The following is a 16,685-nucleotide window of genomic DNA, read 5'->3' on the forward strand; positions in this document are numbered from 1 at the left end:
ATCTTGGCCAGCGGCGACCAAGCTGCACAGACAGGCCGGACATATCGATGCAAGCGATCCGATCAAACCTCACAATGCTCTTGTGCCACGGGGGCCGTCCACATATGGGTCCCGGATCGGCGCGCGCTCAGGGCGCGCTTGTCCGGGACGACACCGAGGATGCGGCAAAAGTAGAGCGCGAGGCTCAGGCCTCCCGCACCACCGTCTTCAGATAATTATACGCCTTGATGATCTCGATCAGGCGGTCTTCGGTGGAGCGGTCTCCGCCATTGGCGTCGGGGTGATGCTGCTTCACCAGGGCCTTGTACTTGCTCTTGACGTCGGCGAGCGTGGCGCCTGGGCCGAGGCCCATGACCTGGAGCGCCTTGCGCTCGGCGTTCATCACCTTGCGCGTCTCGGCCTTGGGCTGGGCTTCGGGCCCGCGGCGCCAATTGGCGCGGCCGTTGATCTCGGAGAACATGCTGAACGGATCGAAGGCGCCGTCGACCTCGGCTTCCGCCCCCTTCTTGACGCCGCCATTGGCGCCCATCTTCCAGGTCGGACGGTGGCCGGTCAGCGCATCCTTCTGGTAGCGCGCGACCGCGTCAGCATTCATGCCGGAGAAGAAATTGTAGTTCTGGTTGTACTCGCGCACGTGGTTCAGGCAGAAGTGCCAGTACTCACGCTGGTTCTCACGCCCCTTCGGCGCGCGGTGCGCACCCTTGTTCTGACACCCGGCCCATTCGCAGTTGACCACGGTGTCGCGCGGCTTCACCTCGGGCTGCTTGCCCCGCGGCTTGACGCGAATGGAGTCGAAGAACTTTGATGAATCGATCGGCATGGCTGACTTTGACTACGCAATGCAAAAACCTTCAAGTCTTGACATTGCATTTTGCTAAAAACCCGTAGCCGAAGCTTCACATCGGCCTTTAGGAACGGCCGCCAGGAGCGGCCTATGGGCATTGACGGAGTGCGATCGCGCACCTTAATGGCACTTATGGTTATGAGAGACACTATCAGCAACAAGTTGCAGGAAGCTTTCACGCCGGAAAGCCTGCAGGTCGTCGACGAGTCACATTTGCATGAAGGCCACGCCGGCCATCAACCGAGCGGCGAGACGCACTTTCGCGTCTATATCGTGTCTCCAGCCTTCAAAGGGAAGAGCCGGGTCGAGCGCCACCGCATGATAAATTCGGCGCTGGCCGTGGAACTTTCCGGCAGCCTGCATGCGCTGGCGATCCACGCACAGGCGCCGGGGGGAAGGCTGAGTACCACAAATTCCGCTGTCATGCCCGCGAAGGCGGGCATCCAGTACTCCGAGGCGGCGCGGCTAGAACCGAGCGGCCGCGGCGTACTGGATCGCCCGCCCCAGTGCGCAATTGCGCACAAGGCGGGCGATGACCAAGTCAAAACGACGTCCCGGCCCGCCGCGGCTTGGCTTCTTCCATTTCCGCCTCGCGCGGCACCGGTGAAATACGGAGCGCGGTGATGCGGTTGCGCTCGCGGCGCAGCACGCGGAAGCGGAAGCCGTGGAACGTAAAACTCTGGCCGCGGTCGGGGATCGAGCGCGCCTCGTGAATGACGAGGCCGGCAACCGTCGTTGCCTCTTCATCGGGCAGGTGCCAGTCCATGGCGCGGTTGAGATCCCGGATCGGCACCGAGCCGTCGACCACGACCGATCCGTCCGGCTGGGCGCGCACGCCCGCGACCACGACGTCATGCTCGTCGGAGATGTCGCCGACGATTTCTTCCAGAATGTCTTCCAGCGTCACAAGACCTTCAACTTCGCCGTACTCGTCGACGACGAGCGCAAAATGTGTCTTGCGGCGGCGGAACGCCTTGAGCTGCTCGGAGACGGGTCGCATCTCCGGCACGAACCAGGGCGGCAGCGCGATGGTGGAGACGTCGATGCGCGAGGTGTCGCCGTCGGACGCGCGGATAGCGCGCAACAGATCCTTGGCATGCAGCACGCCGATGATGTTCTCCGGCTTCTCGCGCCAGAGCGGAATGCGGGTGTATTCGGTCGCCAGCACCTCGCGCACCAGTTCCTCCGGCGGCAGATCGGCGTTGATCATCATCATCTCGGTGCGATGGATCATGACGTCGGAAACCTGAAGCTCGCGCAGGTCGAGCAGGCCGCCGAGCATGTCGCGGTCCTGCTTCTCGAACTTGCCCTCGTGATGAAGGAGATCGACCGCACCGCGCAGGCGCTCGGTCGGCGACAGGATCGCCTGGTGCTCGCCGGCGAGGCCGAACAGGCGCATCAACAGACGCACGATGACTTCCACCACGCGCAGCAGCGGCCCCAGCACGTACATCGTCAGCCGCATCGGGCGCGCGACCGCAAGCGCCATCCGGTCAGGCGCGTTGATGGCGATGGTCTTGGGCAGCACCTCCGCGAAGATCACGACCAGCGCGGTCATCAGGCCGGTGGCATAGAGCACGCCGACATCGCCGAACCACCCCGTGAAGATGCCGGTCGCGAGCGCGGAGGCACCGATATTGGCGATGTTATTGCCGAGCAGCAGCGCGCCGATCAGGCGTTCGCGCATGTCAAGCAGTTCCGAGACGACGTCCGCGTCACGATTACCCTGCATGGAGAGCCGCAGCATGCTGGCGCGCGAAGCGCCGGTCAGCGCGGTCTCGCTCGCGGCGAAGAACGCCGAGACCAAGAGGCAGAGGACGACGATGGTGAATCCGAGCCAGTCCATGCACCACTCAACAACCGCTTAAAGCCCCGTTCCGATGGAATCGGAAAGGGCTTTAGATTCTTGTTTTGACGCGTTCTCTTTACGTGAACCGTTGTCCACTTCGCCCGAAAACGCTCTGGCCGCGCATCATGCCTTTTGCGCGAGCTTCTCCTTGAGGAAATCGCGCACCGGGGCCGGCTCGACATCCTTCGCGATCACGGCGCGCCCCACAGCCTCCAGCAGGATGAAGGTGAGCTTGCCGCGCTTGACCTTCTTGTCCTGCGCCATCAGCGCCATCAGCGCGTCGGCGTCGCCAAGCCCTTCCTGCGCGAAACCGGCGATGTCCTGCAAACGTGTCGGCAGGCCCGCCTCGATGAGGTGACGTTCGACACGCGCCGCATCCGCCTCGCCGATCATGCCGAGCCTCGCCGAGAACTGCGCCGCCAGCGTCATGCCGATGGCGACGCCTTCGCCGTGGAACAGACGGTCGGAGAAGCCGGTCGCGGCTTCCAGCGCGTGACCGAAGGTGTGACCGAGATTGAGCAGCGCGCGCTCGCCGGTCTCGCGCTCGTCGCGCGAGACGACGCCGGCCTTGGCGCGGCAGGAGGTCGCGATCGCATGCTCGCGCGCCGAGCCGCCCTTGAAGATGTCGGCGTGGTTCTTCTCCAGCCAGGTGAAGAAGGCCTCGTCGCCGAGCACGCCATATTTGGCGACCTCGGCATAGCCGGCGCGGAATTGCCGTGGCGACAGCGTGTCGAGCATGGCGGTATCGGCGATGACAAGCACCGGCTGGTGGAAGGCGCCGAGCAAATTCTTACCCTGCGGCGAATTGATGCCGGTCTTGCCGCCGACGGACGAATCGACCTGCGCCAGCAGCGAGGTCGGCACCTGCACGAAATCGACGCCGCGGCGCAGGACCGCAGCCGCAAAGCCGGCGAGATCGCCGACCACGCCGCCGCCGAGCGCGATGACGAGATCGTTGCGCTCGATCTTCGCGCCGATCAGGGCTTCGCTGACCTTTTCAAGGCCGGCATAGGTCTTGGAGATCTCGCCTTCCTCGACGACGATTCGCGACGTCGGGATGCCGCTGGCTGCGAGCGATGCCTCGGTGGGCTCTAACCAGTATTTTGCGACGGTGCGGTCGGTGACGATCGCGGTACGCACGCCGGGACGCAAAGCGGCGACCCGCTCGCCGAGCGAGGCCAGCACGCCGCGGCCGATGACGATGTCATAGGCGCGATCGCCGAGCGCGACGTCGACGTTCACGGGATCGGAATGTTTCAAAGGCGCAGTCATCGAACGGCACTCACGACATCGGCTGGTGGTTTGGACGCGGGCTCACCGCAGAGATGGACGCGCAGCGTCTCGATGCATTCCTCGACGATCTTGTCGTGCGGCACGTCGCGCGAGGCGATGGTGAGATCGGCGTTGCGGTAGACCGGCTCGCGCTCGGTGAGCAGGCGCATGACGGTTCCTTCGGGATCGGCGGTCTGCAGCAGCGGACGATCGGCGCGGCGGCGCACCCGGCGCATGATGACGTCGTGGTCAGCCTTGAGCCAGATCGAGATTGCTTTCGCCGCAATGCGGTTCCGCGTTTCCTCGCGCATGAAGGCACCGCCGCCGGTCGCCAGCACGAGGGGGCCCCCGTCAAGCAGCCGCGCGATCACCCGCGCCTCGCCGTCGCGGAAATGCGGCTCGCCGTGGCGCTCGAAGATCTCCGGTATGGTCATGCCGGCCGCCGCCTCGATCTCGGTGTCGGCATCGACGAAGGGCAGCTTGAGCCGGGCCGCCAGGCGGCGGCCGACGGTGGATTTGCCAACCCCCATCATGCCGACGAGCACGATCGAGCGCGCCCCGAGCGCCGACAGGATGTCGGTCTCAGGCGAAGCAGCTATCGGCAAGGCGGCGTCAGGCATGGATCTCGCTCAATCTGCCGCCAAAGACGGCATCCTTTGGCCACCTATACGACCCCACAGGGGGGCTCGCCAGAGGACTCTTGCCACGAAACGGCGAACATGTTGGATGATTTCATTGGTTAATTTGGACGCCCGAGACCGTTCCCGATGCCCAGCCTGTTCCGCTTCCTGACGGTCGTCGCCGTGATCGCCGGCATCGTCTATGGCGTGGTGTTCGCGCTGGCGAACTTCGTCAGTCCCAAACCGCGGGAAATGACGGTGACGATCCCGCCTGACAAATTTCTCAAGAAATAGGAGCTAGGTTGCGGGGCATGCGTGCCAAATCTTCCGCAAACAAGCCCTCCGACAGCAAGCTTACCGGTCTGTTCCTCGACATGCTCGCGGCGGAACAGGGCGCAGGCCCCAATACGCTCGACGCCTACCGCCGCGACCTCACCGATTTCTCCGAGTTTCTCGGCCGCGTCGGCCACACATTTGCGGACGCGGAGACGCAAGTCCTACGCGACTATCTTGGCGATCTCGATGCACGCGGCTTCAAATCGTCGAGCGTCGCACGGCGGCTGTCGGCGATGCGGCATCTGTTCCGCTTTCTGCTGAACGAGCGCATCCGGACCGAAGATCCCGCGGCGATCCTGTCCGGCCCCAAGCGCGGCCGCGGCTTGCCGAAGGTGCTCTCGATCGCGGATGTCGACCGCATGCTCCGCCGCGCCAAGGAATTGAGCGAGGCAGCGGAGGTCTCGCCCGCGCAGCGGCTGCGCAGCTTACGGCTCTATTGCCTGCTGGAGGTGCTCTACGCGACAGGCCTGCGCGTCTCCGAGCTGGTGGCGCTGCCGCGCACGGCCGCCAAGCGCGACGCCCGCATGATCGTGGTGCGCGGCAAGGGCGACAAGGAACGCCTGGTGCCGCTCAACGATGCCTCGCGCCAGGCGATGGCCGATTATCTCGCAGCGACGGAAGCCGCGAAGGCGGGAAAGAAGAACGGCCTTGCCGCCTCGAAATGGCTGTTCCCCTCCTTCGGCGAGAGCGGGCATCTGACGCGGCAGCATTTCGCCCGCGACTTGAAAGAGCTCGCGGTCGCATCGGGCCTGCAGGCCCGGCTGGTATCCCCGCACGTGCTGCGCCATGCCTTCGCCAGCCACCTCCTGCATAACGGCGCCGACTTGCGCATCGTACAGACCCTGCTCGGCCACACCGACATCTCGACCACCCAAATTTACACCCATGTGGTCGAGGAGCGCCTGAAGAGCCTCGTGCGCGATCTGCACCCGCTGGCGGAGAAGTAGCGGCTGCATAGCTTCTGTAGCCCGGATGAGCGGAGCGACATCCGGGATTGGTACCCGGGGCACGACCTGCCCCGGATTTCGCTTCGCTCATCCGGGCTACAAGCTGCGACCCACAGGCGAAACCGCCTTGACTTCGGCCACATCTCCGCAGAAAGAGCCGTGGCCTCACGAATGATTTGGCGGGCTCCCGGGAGCACACAAGCCAACTCATTGAAGAAGCTACACTTCTTTCCGCGAGCTCAAATCCGTTTCGCCTCTTCGCCCTGTCTTCCCTATATTGAGTTGATGCAAGACCAGATGCGCAGCTATCTCGACTTCGAAAAGCCCGTCGCCGAGCTCGACTCCAAGGTCGACGAGCTGCGTACGCTCGCGGCCTCCGGCACTGACATCGCTGAGGAGATCGAACGGATCGAGGACAAGGCGGCGCAGGCGCTGGCCGACCTCTATCTGAACCTGACGCCGTGGCAGAAGACGCTGGTCGCGCGGCATCCGCAGCGGCCGCATTTCAACGACTTCATCAAGGGCCTGATCACCGAGTTCACCCCGCTCGCGGGCGACCGCAAGTTCGGCGAGGACGAGGCGCTGGTTGCGGGCTTTGGCCGTTTCCGCGGCGAGGCCATCTGTGTGATGGGCCAGGAAAAAGGCGATTCCACCGAGAGCCGCATCAAGCACAATTTCGGCATGGCGCGGCCCGAGGGCTATCGCAAATGCGTGCGGCTGATGGAGATGGCCGAGCGGTTCGGCCTGCCGGTGCTGTCGCTCGCCGATTCCGCCGGCGCCTATCCCGGCATCGGCGCGGAGGAGCGCGGCCAGGCCGAGGCGATCGCGCGGTCGACCGACGCCTGCCTGGCGCTGACCGTGCCGAACGTCGCCATCATCACCGGCGAGGGCATGTCGGGCGGCGCCATTGCCATCACCACCGCAAACAAGGTCCTGATGCTGGAGCACGCGATCTACAGTGTGATCTCGCCGGAGGCCGCGTCCTCGATTCTCTGGCGCGACGGCACCAAGGCGCAGGAAGCCGCCAACAACATGAAGATCACCGCCCAGGACATGCTGCGCTTCGGAGTGATCGACTCGATCCTGAAGGAGCCGGTCGGCGGCGCCCACCGCGACCCCGCCGCCATGATCGCCACCACGGGCGACGCCATTGCCAAGGCTTTTGACGAGCTCCGCGGCCTGGACGGGGACGCCATCCGCAAGCAACGGCGGCAGAAATTCCTCGATATGGGCCGGAAACTGGGCTGATTCGGGTGGCTGTCCGTGTCCTGGACGCGCTGCGCCGCGTCCGGGGCACGAGAGACCGCACGGAATGCCCCCGGTAACCCCGCGTTAACCCTTTTTCTGCCCAAATCGGCTATCTGAGTCCGAATCCGGCCGAAGCGCCCAAGTTGCGTCCCAAGTTACGCCTCAAGTCGCGTCCAAGTTTAGTCTCTGTTGACCATGCCACTGGGCCAACGGGCTCGTGATCCCCGCTCGGGTTGCGACCACATGACCCAGAGGTTAGAATTTTAATCAATGGCTTCAGGGCATAAGCGCTGGAGCGTGACCTGAAAAATGCCCGTCACGACGGGTCCCGGATCTCCGGTCTGGTCATGCTCCAAAGAGTTGGGGTTCGCGCTCCTTGCCCGGCACGGTGTGGGGTCCATCTTGATTTCTCGTTCGCTCGCTCGCGCGCTCTTGGCTTCATTTGCGCTCACGGCCAGCGTGTTGCTCGCCGGCTGCGATACCGACCAGGTGTCGCTCGCGACCAACGCCAAGGCCAACCAGCCGGTCCCGCCAAAACTCGTCGCTGCGATGGGCGAGAAGAACATGGACCTGCAATCGCCGATCCTGATCCGCCTGTTCAAGCAGGAGGCCGAGCTCGAGATCTGGAAGCAGACCCGAAGCGGCCAGTTCGCGCTGCTCAAGACCTATCCGATCTGCCGCTGGTCGGGCGATCTCGGCCCGAAGGTGCGCGAAGGCGACCGCCAGGCGCCGGAAGGATTCTACTCGATCAACCCGAGCCAGATGAATCCGCAGTCGGCCTACTATCTTTCCTTCAACACGGGCTTCCCGAACGCGTTCGACCGCGCACTCGGCCGCACCGGCTCGCAGCTGATGGTGCACGGCGATTGCTCCTCGCGCGGCTGCTACGCGATGACGGACGAGCAGATCGCCGAGATCTATTCGCTCGGCCGCGAGTCCTTCTTCGGCGGCCAGAAGGCGTTCCAGTTCCAGGCCTATCCGTTCCGGATGACGCCGGTGAACATGGCCAAGCACCGCAACAATCCGAACATGGCCTTCTGGAAGATGATCAAGGAAGGCTATGATCATTTCGAGGTGACGCGGCAGGAGCCGAAGGTCGACTTCTGCGAGAAGAAGTACGTCTTCGATGCGGCGAAGGCGCCGGACGCCAAGCGCGATCCCGTGTTCGACGCGTCCGCAAAGTGCCCGGCCTATGTGATCCCCGAGGATATCGCCAGCGCCGTGCGCGAGAAGCAGGCGAAGGATGACGCGGAATACGCAAAGCTCGTCGCCAAGGGCACGCCGGTGGCGCGCATGAACACCGGCATCGACGGCGGCATGAACAAGATCTTTGCCTCGAAGATTCCGGAAGGCTCGACCGGCCTGTCCGAGGCCGCCGAAGGCAACACGCTGCAGATGCTGGCGATGGCCAAGGCGCCGGGCACGATCCCTGGACACGTCAATCCGCCGAAGCCGAACCTCGAGCCGGCCGCGGCCTCGCCGCAGGAAGAGCCGGTCGTCGCAGTCAGCGCGCCCGCCACCAGCACCCGCGTCGCCTCGGCCGCGCCGGCCGAAAAGTCTCAGGAAAAATCGCAAGGCGGCTTCTTCTCCGGCCTTGCCCGCAAGATGGGCATGGGCACGGCTGACACCACGGCCACCACCACCCCGCCGCCGCAAGCCACAGCGTCCGTGGCCCCGACCACGAAGCCCGCAGCGCCGCCGACTGCGGCGTCTAGGCTGAAGGCCGCAGTGACAAGGTTCGTGCCTAGCCACGATGCGTCCAAGGACAAGGCGGTCGCTGCCGCCAAACCCGCCGAGCCGGCGAAGCCGGCTGAGACAAAGGTCGCCGCGACGCGGCCGGCGATGAAGCCGTCGGTATCCGATGGTGCGGGTGACAGCGCGCAGATGGCCGGCGCCGCACCGGTGGTGTCGTCGAACTCGTTCGACAGCCGGTTCGGGGCGGTGAAGTAGGCGGCGTTCCGCTCGCGAATACCTACGGCGCCAGATACCGCATCAGCTCCGGATTGCCCCTCACCTCGCCCGCCGCGCCCTGTAGCGCGACCCTTCCGCGGTCGAGCACGTAGGCGTAGTCCGCGACGCGGAGCGCAAGGTCGAGATGCTGCTCGACGATGATGACGGCGATATCTTTCGCGAGCTCGATCAGGCGTTCGGTGATCTCCTCGATCACGCCGATCCAGACGCCTTCGGTCGGCTCGTCCAGCAGCAGCAGCTTTGGATCACCCAGCATGGCGCGGCCGATCGCGAGCATCTTGCGCTCGCCGCCGGAGAGCGTGCCGGCGGGCTGGTCGAGGCGCTGACCGAGCTTCGGGAAGATGGTCAGCACGCGGTCGACCGCGGAAGCATCCTTGCTCGCGAGCGAGCCGACCGCGAGATTGTCGCGTACCGACAGGCGCGCGAACACCGAATGCTCCTGCGGCACGTAGCCGATGCCGGCACGCACGCGTTCTTCGCTGCGGCGGCGGCTGATGTCGCGGCCGTCGAGGGCGACCTCGCCCTTCCAGGCCGGTAGCTCGCCGACGATGGTCTTCATCAGCGTGGTCTTGCCGGCGCCGTTGCGCCCGAGCACGGCGACGCCGCCGCGCCAGGGAATGCCGAGGTTGACGTCGAACAGGACCTGGCTGCGGCCGTAGCCGGCGTCGAGATGCTTGATGTCCAAAAATTCAGGCACGGCGCAGATAGATCTCCTGGACGGATTTGTTGGCCTGGATCTCGGACACGGTACCCGATGCCAGCACCTTGCCCTGGTCGAGCACCGTCAACCGATCACAGATGTCGCGGATGAAATCGAGGTCGTGCTCGACGATGACAAGCGAGCAGTGCTGCTTGATCGGCTGCAGCAATTCGCCGGTGACGCGGCGCTCTTCCAGGCTCATGCCGCCGGTCGGCTCGTCCAGCAGCAACAGTTTCGGCTTGCCGGCGAGCGCCATCGCGATCTCCAGCCATTGCTGCTGGCCATGTGACAGCGCCGCGGCCGCATCGAAGGCGCGGTCGGCGAGGCGGAATTGCGTCAGCATGGTCATGACCTGGTCGTGCAGGAGCTCGCGCGTGCGCGAGAACACGAGGTCGAACAGCGAGGACTGCGCCTGCAGGGCGAGCAGGATGTTGTCGTAGAGCGTCAGCGTCGGCAGCACAGACGTAATCTGGAATTTCAGGCTCATGCCGGCGCGGGCACGCTCGGTCGGCGTGAACGCGGTGATGTCGGTGTTGACGAACGAGACCTTGCCCTGTGTCGGCACCTCGGCGCCCGCGATGCACTTCATCAGCGTGCTCTTGCCGGAGCCGTTCGGGCCAATCAGGCCGTGGAACTCGTTCTCGCCGACGGTGAGCGCGGCGCCATCGAGCGCGGTGAGCTTGCCGAAGATCTTTTTGATGCCAGCAGCCTCAAGAAGCGGCATCGCGCTTCTCCTTGCGTACGGCATCGAAACTGCCGACCCGTTCGCGCTCGCCGAGCAGGAAACTGATGAGGCCGAGCGGGCGGAACAGGATCACGAGCAGCAGCAGCAGGCCGAGGATGATCGGCCAGATGTCGCGGTAATTGTCAGACAGCCAGAAGCTGACGCCCTCGATGATGACAGTGCCGATGACGGCGCCGATCAGCGTGCCGGAGCCGCCGAACAGCACATAGAGAACGACCTGCGTCGAGACGACCACACCGACCATGTTGGGCCAGACGAAACCTTCGTGGAAGGCATAGAGGCTGCCGGCGAGCCCCGCGATGGCGCCGCCGATGGTGAAGATGATCGCCTTCAGATGCTGCGCCTTGTATCCGAAGAAGGCGATGCGCTGCTCATTCTCGCGCAGGCCCGCCAGTGCCAGCCCGAATTGCGAGCGCACCAGGAAGCGGCAGAGCAGGTAGACCACGACGAGGATGCCGAGCACGAAATAGTAGAAGGCGGGCCCCTCCGAGAATTCGTAGCCACCGAGCGTCATCGGCGCGATCGAGGGGATGCCGTTCTGGCCGCCGAGATAGTACCAGCCGCGCGCGAGACGATCGGCCGCGTAGGATCCGGTGAGTGTGCCGAGCGAGACGAAGATCACGCTGGAGGGATGCCGTCCCAGCAGCAGGAAGCCGCCGAGCAGCAGCGCGAAGGTGAGGCCGATGATGGTTCCGGCCGGAAGAACCAGGAAGATGTTGGTGATGTCGAGGTCACGCGCGAGCAGCGCAACGCCATACCCGGCCGAGCCGAAAAACAGGGCCTGGCCAAAACTCATGATGCCGGCATAGCCCCAGACCAGATCAAACGACAACGCAAACAGAGCGAGGATGATCACGCGCGTCGCGAACACCGTGAGATAGTCCTGCAGTACCAGAGGCGCGAGCAGCGCCGCGACGAGCACAACGCCCTCCACGATCGGCAGGACTTTTCGTCCCGAAGCGGCCTGCCCTGCCGCTGCGCTGCTCTCCATTGCGGCGTCCGCCTCCCCGCCGATCTCGGCGGGGATCGCCTTCTTCAATGCGCCCATCACCTTCGGCATGCGGCTTTAACATCCCTTCTCAGCATTCCTTGGGATCGACCAGACCCTCGCTGCGCGCGACGATCTCATAGTTCCCGCCCTTGGCGACCGCGGTGTACATTTTCATCTTGCAGTGACGCTTGCCTGGCACCATCTCGGCCGGGCCGCCCGGACCTTCGGCGATCTTGGCATGGTCGAGTGCCGCAGCAACCGACTCGCGGTCGATCTTGCCGGCTTCCTTGACGGCCGCTTCCCACAATTTGAGGCCGCGATAGGTGCCGGTGGCAGCACTGCCCGCGGCGAACAGGATGTTGCCCGGAAAGTCCTTGTCGTAGGCCGCCTGGATCTTGGCGTCGATCGGGTTCTCCTTGGTCAGCACCTTGAAATAGTCGAGACAGCTCGCCAGCCCTTCGATCTCGTTGGCCTGATTTATGTTGAGGGTGTTCTCGTCATAGTAGACGCAAGCCAGCCGTCCGCCGTTCTTGAGGAAGCCGGCCTCATAGAGCTGCTTGAAGAACGGACCGACACCCGGCGGAATGACCGTGTTGAAGACGACGTCGACCTTGTTGGAGACGATGCGATTAACGGTGGCGGAGAAGTCGACCTGGTCGAGCGGATAGTATTCCTCGAACACCACCTCGCCGCCGTTCGATTCGATCACCTTGCGGGCGTAGACGTTGAGCGTGTGCGGCCAGACATAGTTGGCGCTCGGCAGCGCGAACTTCTTGCCGCCGTTTTTGATCAGCCAGGGGATGAATTCGTCGCATTGCTGCGCCGGCGTCGGACCGGTGCAGAACAGATGGGGCGTGCACTCTTTGCCCTCGTAGAGCTGCGGATAGATGTAGAGCGTCTTGCCGCGCGCCACGATCGGGTCCTTGATCGCGTTGCGCATCGACGATGTGATGCCGCCCAGCACCATGTCGACCTTGTCGCGCTGGATCAGTTTTCGCACGTTACCGACGGCGACCGATTCATTCGACGCGGTATCCTCGATATAGAGCTCGAGCGGCCGGCCCAGCAGGCCGCCGGCCGCGTTGATCTCCTTGATCACCATCTTGGCGACATTGGCATCGGCATTTCCGGCATAGGCGATCGGGCCGGTGAGATCTGTCGCGATGCCGACCTTGATCGGGCCTTCGGCCGCATTGGCCCAGTCGGCCGGGATCACCCAGCTGCCAACACCGGTCGCAACCGCACCGGAACCAAAGGCCAGATTGGAGAGAAAGCGGCGGCGCGAGAGCTGAGCACGATCGAACATGTGACTAAACCCCTTTTCCAGCGATGAGGCCCTGTGGCCGAAATTTGATGAAGACAATGGCGAGAACGAAGACGAGGACGTCGGCGACGACAGGCGCCATCACCCACGGCAGCGCCGCGCTGAGCGTGCCGATGACGCCGGCACCCGCGACCGGTCCGATGAAGGAGCCGACGCCGCCGACCATCACCGCGACAAAACCCTGGATCAGGAAGCGCAGGCCGAGATCGGCGTACAGGCTGAACACCGGCACGATCAGCGCACCGGCAAGACCGGCAAGCGCCGAACCGAAGGCGAAGGTGGCACCGTACATCAAGGGCGTCGAAATGCCGGACGCCCGCGCCAGCGACGGATTTTCCAGCGTGGCGCGCATGCGCAGGCCGAAGCTCGTGCGCGACAGCAGCAGATAGCAGCCCGCCATGACCAGCAGCGTGATGACGATGATGGTGAAGCGCCAGGCCGAGATGTGAATCGTGCCGATGTCGATCGAACCACCGATCGGCTCGGGCACGGTGAGATAGAAGCCACCGATCAGCCCGCGCACGGCCTCCCGGATGATCAGTCCGAGCGCGTAGGTGCCAAGCATGGCCACGATCGGCGCGGCGTAGAAGCGCCGGATGATCAGCGCCTCGAGCACGAAGCCGAGGGCACCGACCACGAAGGGCGCCGCGACCATGCCGGCCCAGACCGGCAGGCCCTTGGCGTAGGCGAGATAGGTGATGTAGGCCCCGAGCAGCACGAATTCGCCCTGCGCGAAGTTGAAGATGCCCATCATGCTGGCGATGATGCCGAGCCCCAGCACGATCAGGACGATGATCGCGCCGAAGCTCAGGATCTCGAACGCCGCGACGAACGCGTTAGCCATGCTTTGCTGTTCCGTCCGTCTGCATCAAAGCCTTGCTCACATCTTCTTCCAGTCGCCGATCTGCTCGAAAGCATGGGCGGCGCGGTAGATCGTGGACTCCTCGAACATCCGACCGACCAGCATCAGTCCGACGGGCAGGCCGTCGACCATGCCGCAGGGCAGTGACATTGCGGGGTGATGGGTGATGTCGAACGGCGCGGTATTGCCGATCATCTCCAGCGCACGGGCAACATATTCCTCGCGGCTGGCTGTGGGCTCCGGCAGCTTCGTCGCCTTCATCGGCGTGGTCGGCAGCAGCAGGAGGTCGTAATCCCCGAAGGCCTTGTCGTAGGCCGCGGTCAGCCGACGCGAGATGTTGAGCGCCTTGCCGTAGTAGCGGGGACCGAACGTGTTGTTGATGTAGGTCCCAAGCATCAGGAACAGTTTTGCCGTCTCGGACAGCGAATCCGCCTTCCGGCGCCAGCCGCGATGGAAATCCATCAGCGATGTCGAGTAGAGGTCGGCGCGGGACAGGCCATAGCCGTCGCCATACATCATGGTTTGGGTCATGCCCTCGACGCCGATCGGCGTCCAGATCGCGGGGGCGACGAGATGCATCGGGATCGAGACGGTCTCGACGGTGGCGCCAATATCCTTGAAACGCTTTGCGGCCTCACGCACGCTTTCATTGACGGCGGCTTCCGCTGTCGGCTGCTCAAAGCCCTCCTTGAGTATGCCGATCTTCATACCCTTCACGCCCTGGCCGAGCGCCTTGGTGTATTCCTCGACCTTGGGCGACTTGATGCGCGGGTCGTAGCCGTCGTCGCCGGCGAGCACTTCGAGCAACAGCGCGTTGTCGGCGACGGTCGCCGTCATCGGGCCGGTGTGATCGACGAAGATCTCGATCGGCATGATGCCGGTGTAGGGCACAAGGCCCCAGGTCGGCTTCATGCCGTAGGTGCCGCAGAACGAGGACGGCATGCGGATCGAGCCGCCCTGGTCGCCGCCGATCGCCATATCGACCTCACCGAGTGCGACGACGACGCCGCTGCCCGAGGACGAACCGCCGGCCGAGTAGCCCATCTTGTAGGGATTATGGACCGCGCCGACCGCATTGGTGTGGCTGCCGCCGGACATGCAGAAGGATTCGCAATGCACTTTTCCGGCGATTTCGGCGCCGGCATCCAGCATACGGGTGACGATGGTGGCGTCGAAATCGGGGACGTAACCTTCGAGCGTCGCCGAACCGTTCATCATGGGAACGCCGGCAAGCATGATGTTGTCCTTCAGCGCGACCGTCTTGCCCTTGAGCTTGCCGTGCGCGGCGCCCTTCACAGTCGACTTGCGATACCAGGCGTTGCGCGGGTTCTCCTCGGGGGAGGGCCGATAGCCCGGTGTGCGCGGATATTTGACCTCCGGCAGCTCGTCCGGCATCGCGCCGACGAGATTGTAGGCTTCGATCGAGCCCTGCATCAGGCCGCGGAACGAAGCGACGTCGTCATCGGTCAGCGCGAGGCCGCACTGCTCGGCAACACTACGAAGTTGGGCTGGAGTGGGAAGGACAACTGTCACGGCGCTCTCCTGAGGTTTCTTCGAACGATTCTTGGGCCGATCCTTGGACCTGTCCTTGGACCTGTCCTTGGACCTGTCCTTGGACCGATCCTTGGGCGCGGCCCCCATGCGCGACGCACGCGGCATCGGCCTCGCTGAAACATTCAAATCGGAAATATTTTCCTTTTCAAGTATTATTTTGAAATCGCGCGGGCACGGATTGGCGCGCTGGCGTCAGACCGGCTTGATCAGCTTGAAGTCGAGGCCATCGGCCTCGGCGAGATACATCTGCATCCGGGCGTGACCATTGCGAATGGTGACCGGGCCGCGCGCGCCGCCGTAAACGATGTTGCGGCCAGCCGCGAGCATGGCCGCCATCGACAGCGAATCGGCCTTGTTCGCCACGGCTTCGAGGAAACGCAGTCCTTCATAACTGGATTGGCCGACCGAGCCGATCGGCGGCGCATTCGGTCCAAACATCGCGCGATAGCGGATCTGGAAGTCATCGTTGGCCCGCGAGCCGACGCTGGAGAAATACCCGGATGCGCAGAACAGGTTTTCGCTGTTGTCCGCGCCGATACCCAGCAGCACCGTCTCGTCCATTGCCCCCGCCAGCCGCAGCGTTGTGGCGCCAAGGCCGCATTCGCCGAAGGCACGATTGAAGGTGATACTGTCGGTGCCGATGAGGGAGATCAGCACGACATCCGGCCTGGCGGCGCGGATGCGCGCCAAATGCGGCTCGTGATTATCCTCCCCGAGGGGAACGAACTCTTCGCCGACGACCTGGCCGCCGGTTTCCTTGATGTAGTTCTTGACGGCGCGGTGCGATTGCCAGGGCCAGACGTAATCGCTGCCGATGAGGTACCAGCGCGACGCCTTTTTGACGTCGGCGAGCCAGTGGATCGACGGCCGGCTCTGCCAGCGCGGCGTCTCGCCGATCGCCATCACGCCGGGCGTGCGCTCGCCCCCCTCGTAGACGGGCGTATAGATGTAGGGAATGCGATGACGCCTGGTGACGTCGCGCAAACCGACACGGACCGCGCTGGTGTGCAGTCCGACGATGAGATCGACCTCATCGAACGCGATCGCCTCGTCGGCTTGGTTCAACACCTCGTCAAGCGGCCCGCCGGCGTCGTAGATCGAAAGCTCGATCTCGCGACCGAGGATGCCGCCGCGCCTGTTGATCTCGGCGACCGCGAGCTGCGCACTGTTGGTCGCGCAGGGACCCCAGACCCCGGGTGAACCGGTACAGCAAATGAAGCCGCCGATGCGGAGCTTGTTCGTGGCTCGCCGCCTGAAGGCATGATCGCTCGGCGACAAGCCACCATCAGCCGCCGATGACGACAGATTCCTGAGCAGCATGGACGGCGGCAACACCGGACCGCCGTGAGCCGGGAAGTTTACCGTCGCGCGCACGCCAACTCCTGTCTGGGGTCAGACTTGAAAGCACATTCAGCAGGCGGC

15 protein-coding genes and 1 pseudogene are annotated in these 16,685 nt (G+C 64.3%); 5 read left to right on the forward strand and 11 right to left on the reverse strand.

Annotation, left to right across the window (positions count from 1 at the left end; genetic code table 11):
• Positions 1-184: 184 nt before the first annotated feature.
• Positions 185-820: a J domain-containing protein gene (locus tag AC629_RS28700; protein ID WP_084808229.1), complete on the reverse strand. Its 636-nt coding sequence runs from the start codon at positions 818-820 to the stop codon at positions 185-187.
• A 147-nt stretch (positions 821-967) separates the two neighbouring features.
• On the opposite strand from AC629_RS28700, the pseudogene AC629_RS28705 reads away from it, so the two are divergent.
• Positions 968-1,237, forward strand: a pseudogene (locus tag AC629_RS28705) (BolA family protein); the annotation flags it as partial.
• 148 nt (positions 1,238-1,385) lie between these two features.
• On the opposite strand, the gene AC629_RS28710 reads toward AC629_RS28705, so the two are convergent.
• The 3 genes from AC629_RS28710 to AC629_RS28720 all read right to left on the reverse strand — a co-directional run bounded on the left by AC629_RS28710 (position 1,386) and on the right by AC629_RS28720 (position 4,585).
• Positions 1,386-2,690 (reverse strand): HlyC/CorC family transporter, encoded by a 1,305-nt coding sequence (locus AC629_RS28710; protein ID WP_084808230.1) that lies wholly within the window; start codon positions 2,688-2,690, stop codon positions 1,386-1,388.
• 126 nt (positions 2,691-2,816) lie between these two features.
• Positions 2,817-3,965, reverse strand: coding sequence for a 3-dehydroquinate synthase (gene aroB, locus AC629_RS28715; protein ID WP_084808231.1), 1,149 nt, complete (start codon positions 3,963-3,965; stop codon positions 2,817-2,819).
• Positions 3,962-4,585: a shikimate kinase gene (locus tag AC629_RS28720; protein ID WP_084808232.1), complete on the reverse strand. Its 624-nt coding sequence runs from the start codon at positions 4,583-4,585 to the stop codon at positions 3,962-3,964. The genes aroB and AC629_RS28720 overlap by 4 nt, the downstream gene beginning before the upstream one ends.
• Positions 4,586-4,732: 147 nt before the next feature.
• Here AC629_RS28720 and AC629_RS28725 point away from each other — a divergent pair, with 147 nt between their 5' ends.
• The 4 genes from AC629_RS28725 to AC629_RS28740 all read left to right on the forward strand — a co-directional run bounded on the left by AC629_RS28725 (position 4,733) and on the right by AC629_RS28740 (position 9,066).
• Entirely contained in the window at positions 4,733-4,879 is a 147-nt protein-coding gene (locus AC629_RS28725; protein ID WP_074116966.1) for a histidine kinase, read from the forward strand.
• A 17-nt stretch (positions 4,880-4,896) separates the two neighbouring features.
• Positions 4,897-5,868 (forward strand): site-specific tyrosine recombinase XerD, encoded by a 972-nt coding sequence (gene xerD, locus AC629_RS28730; protein ID WP_084808233.1) that lies wholly within the window; start codon positions 4,897-4,899, stop codon positions 5,866-5,868.
• Positions 5,869-6,153: 285 nt separating this feature from the next.
• Positions 6,154-7,116: an acetyl-CoA carboxylase carboxyltransferase subunit alpha gene (locus AC629_RS28735; protein ID WP_084808234.1), complete on the forward strand. Its 963-nt coding sequence runs from the start codon at positions 6,154-6,156 to the stop codon at positions 7,114-7,116.
• A 402-nt stretch (positions 7,117-7,518) separates the two neighbouring features.
• The gene (locus tag AC629_RS28740; RefSeq protein WP_168195606.1) at positions 7,519-9,066 is read left to right on the forward strand and encodes a L,D-transpeptidase family protein; all 1,548 of its coding nucleotides are present in this window, start codon (positions 7,519-7,521) and stop codon (positions 9,064-9,066) included.
• Positions 9,067-9,088: 22 nt separating this feature from the next.
• On the opposite strand, the gene AC629_RS28745 is transcribed toward AC629_RS28740, so the two are convergent.
• From AC629_RS28745 to AC629_RS28775, 7 genes are all read right to left on the reverse strand, one after another.
• The gene (locus AC629_RS28745; protein ID WP_084808236.1) at positions 9,089-9,784 is read right to left on the reverse strand and encodes a branched-chain amino acid ABC transporter ATP-binding protein; all 696 of its coding nucleotides are present in this window, start codon (positions 9,782-9,784) and stop codon (positions 9,089-9,091) included.
• The gene (locus AC629_RS28750) at positions 9,777-10,511 is read right to left on the reverse strand and encodes an ABC transporter ATP-binding protein (RefSeq protein ID WP_084808237.1); all 735 of its coding nucleotides are present in this window, start codon (positions 10,509-10,511) and stop codon (positions 9,777-9,779) included. Before AC629_RS28750 ends, AC629_RS28745 begins: the two co-directional genes overlap by 8 nt.
• Complete coding sequence (locus AC629_RS28755; RefSeq protein WP_084808238.1) at positions 10,498-11,592, reverse strand: branched-chain amino acid ABC transporter permease; 1,095 nt, start codon at positions 11,590-11,592, stop codon at positions 10,498-10,500. Before AC629_RS28755 ends, AC629_RS28750 begins: the two co-directional genes overlap by 14 nt.
• A gap of 19 nt (positions 11,593-11,611) precedes the next feature.
• A complete protein-coding gene (locus AC629_RS28760) occupies positions 11,612-12,829 on the reverse strand; it encodes a substrate-binding protein (protein ID WP_084808239.1) in 1,218 nt (405 codons plus the stop codon).
• A 4-nt stretch (positions 12,830-12,833) separates the two neighbouring features.
• Entirely contained in the window at positions 12,834-13,691 is an 858-nt protein-coding gene (locus tag AC629_RS28765; protein WP_084808240.1) for a branched-chain amino acid ABC transporter permease, read from the reverse strand.
• Between the two features lie 36 nt (positions 13,692-13,727).
• Positions 13,728-15,242, reverse strand: a complete 1,515-nt coding sequence (locus tag AC629_RS28770) for an amidase (protein WP_084808252.1) — start codon at positions 15,240-15,242, stop codon at positions 13,728-13,730.
• A 213-nt stretch (positions 15,243-15,455) separates the two neighbouring features.
• Positions 15,456-16,637, reverse strand: a complete 1,182-nt coding sequence (locus AC629_RS28775; RefSeq protein ID WP_084808241.1) for a substrate-binding domain-containing protein — start codon at positions 16,635-16,637, stop codon at positions 15,456-15,458.
• Positions 16,638-16,685: the final 48 nt, after the last annotated feature.

Origin of the sequence: Bradyrhizobium sp. NAS80.1 (genome assembly GCF_001908205.1) — a bacterium.
Lineage (GTDB): Bacteria > Pseudomonadota > Alphaproteobacteria > Rhizobiales > Xanthobacteraceae > Bradyrhizobium.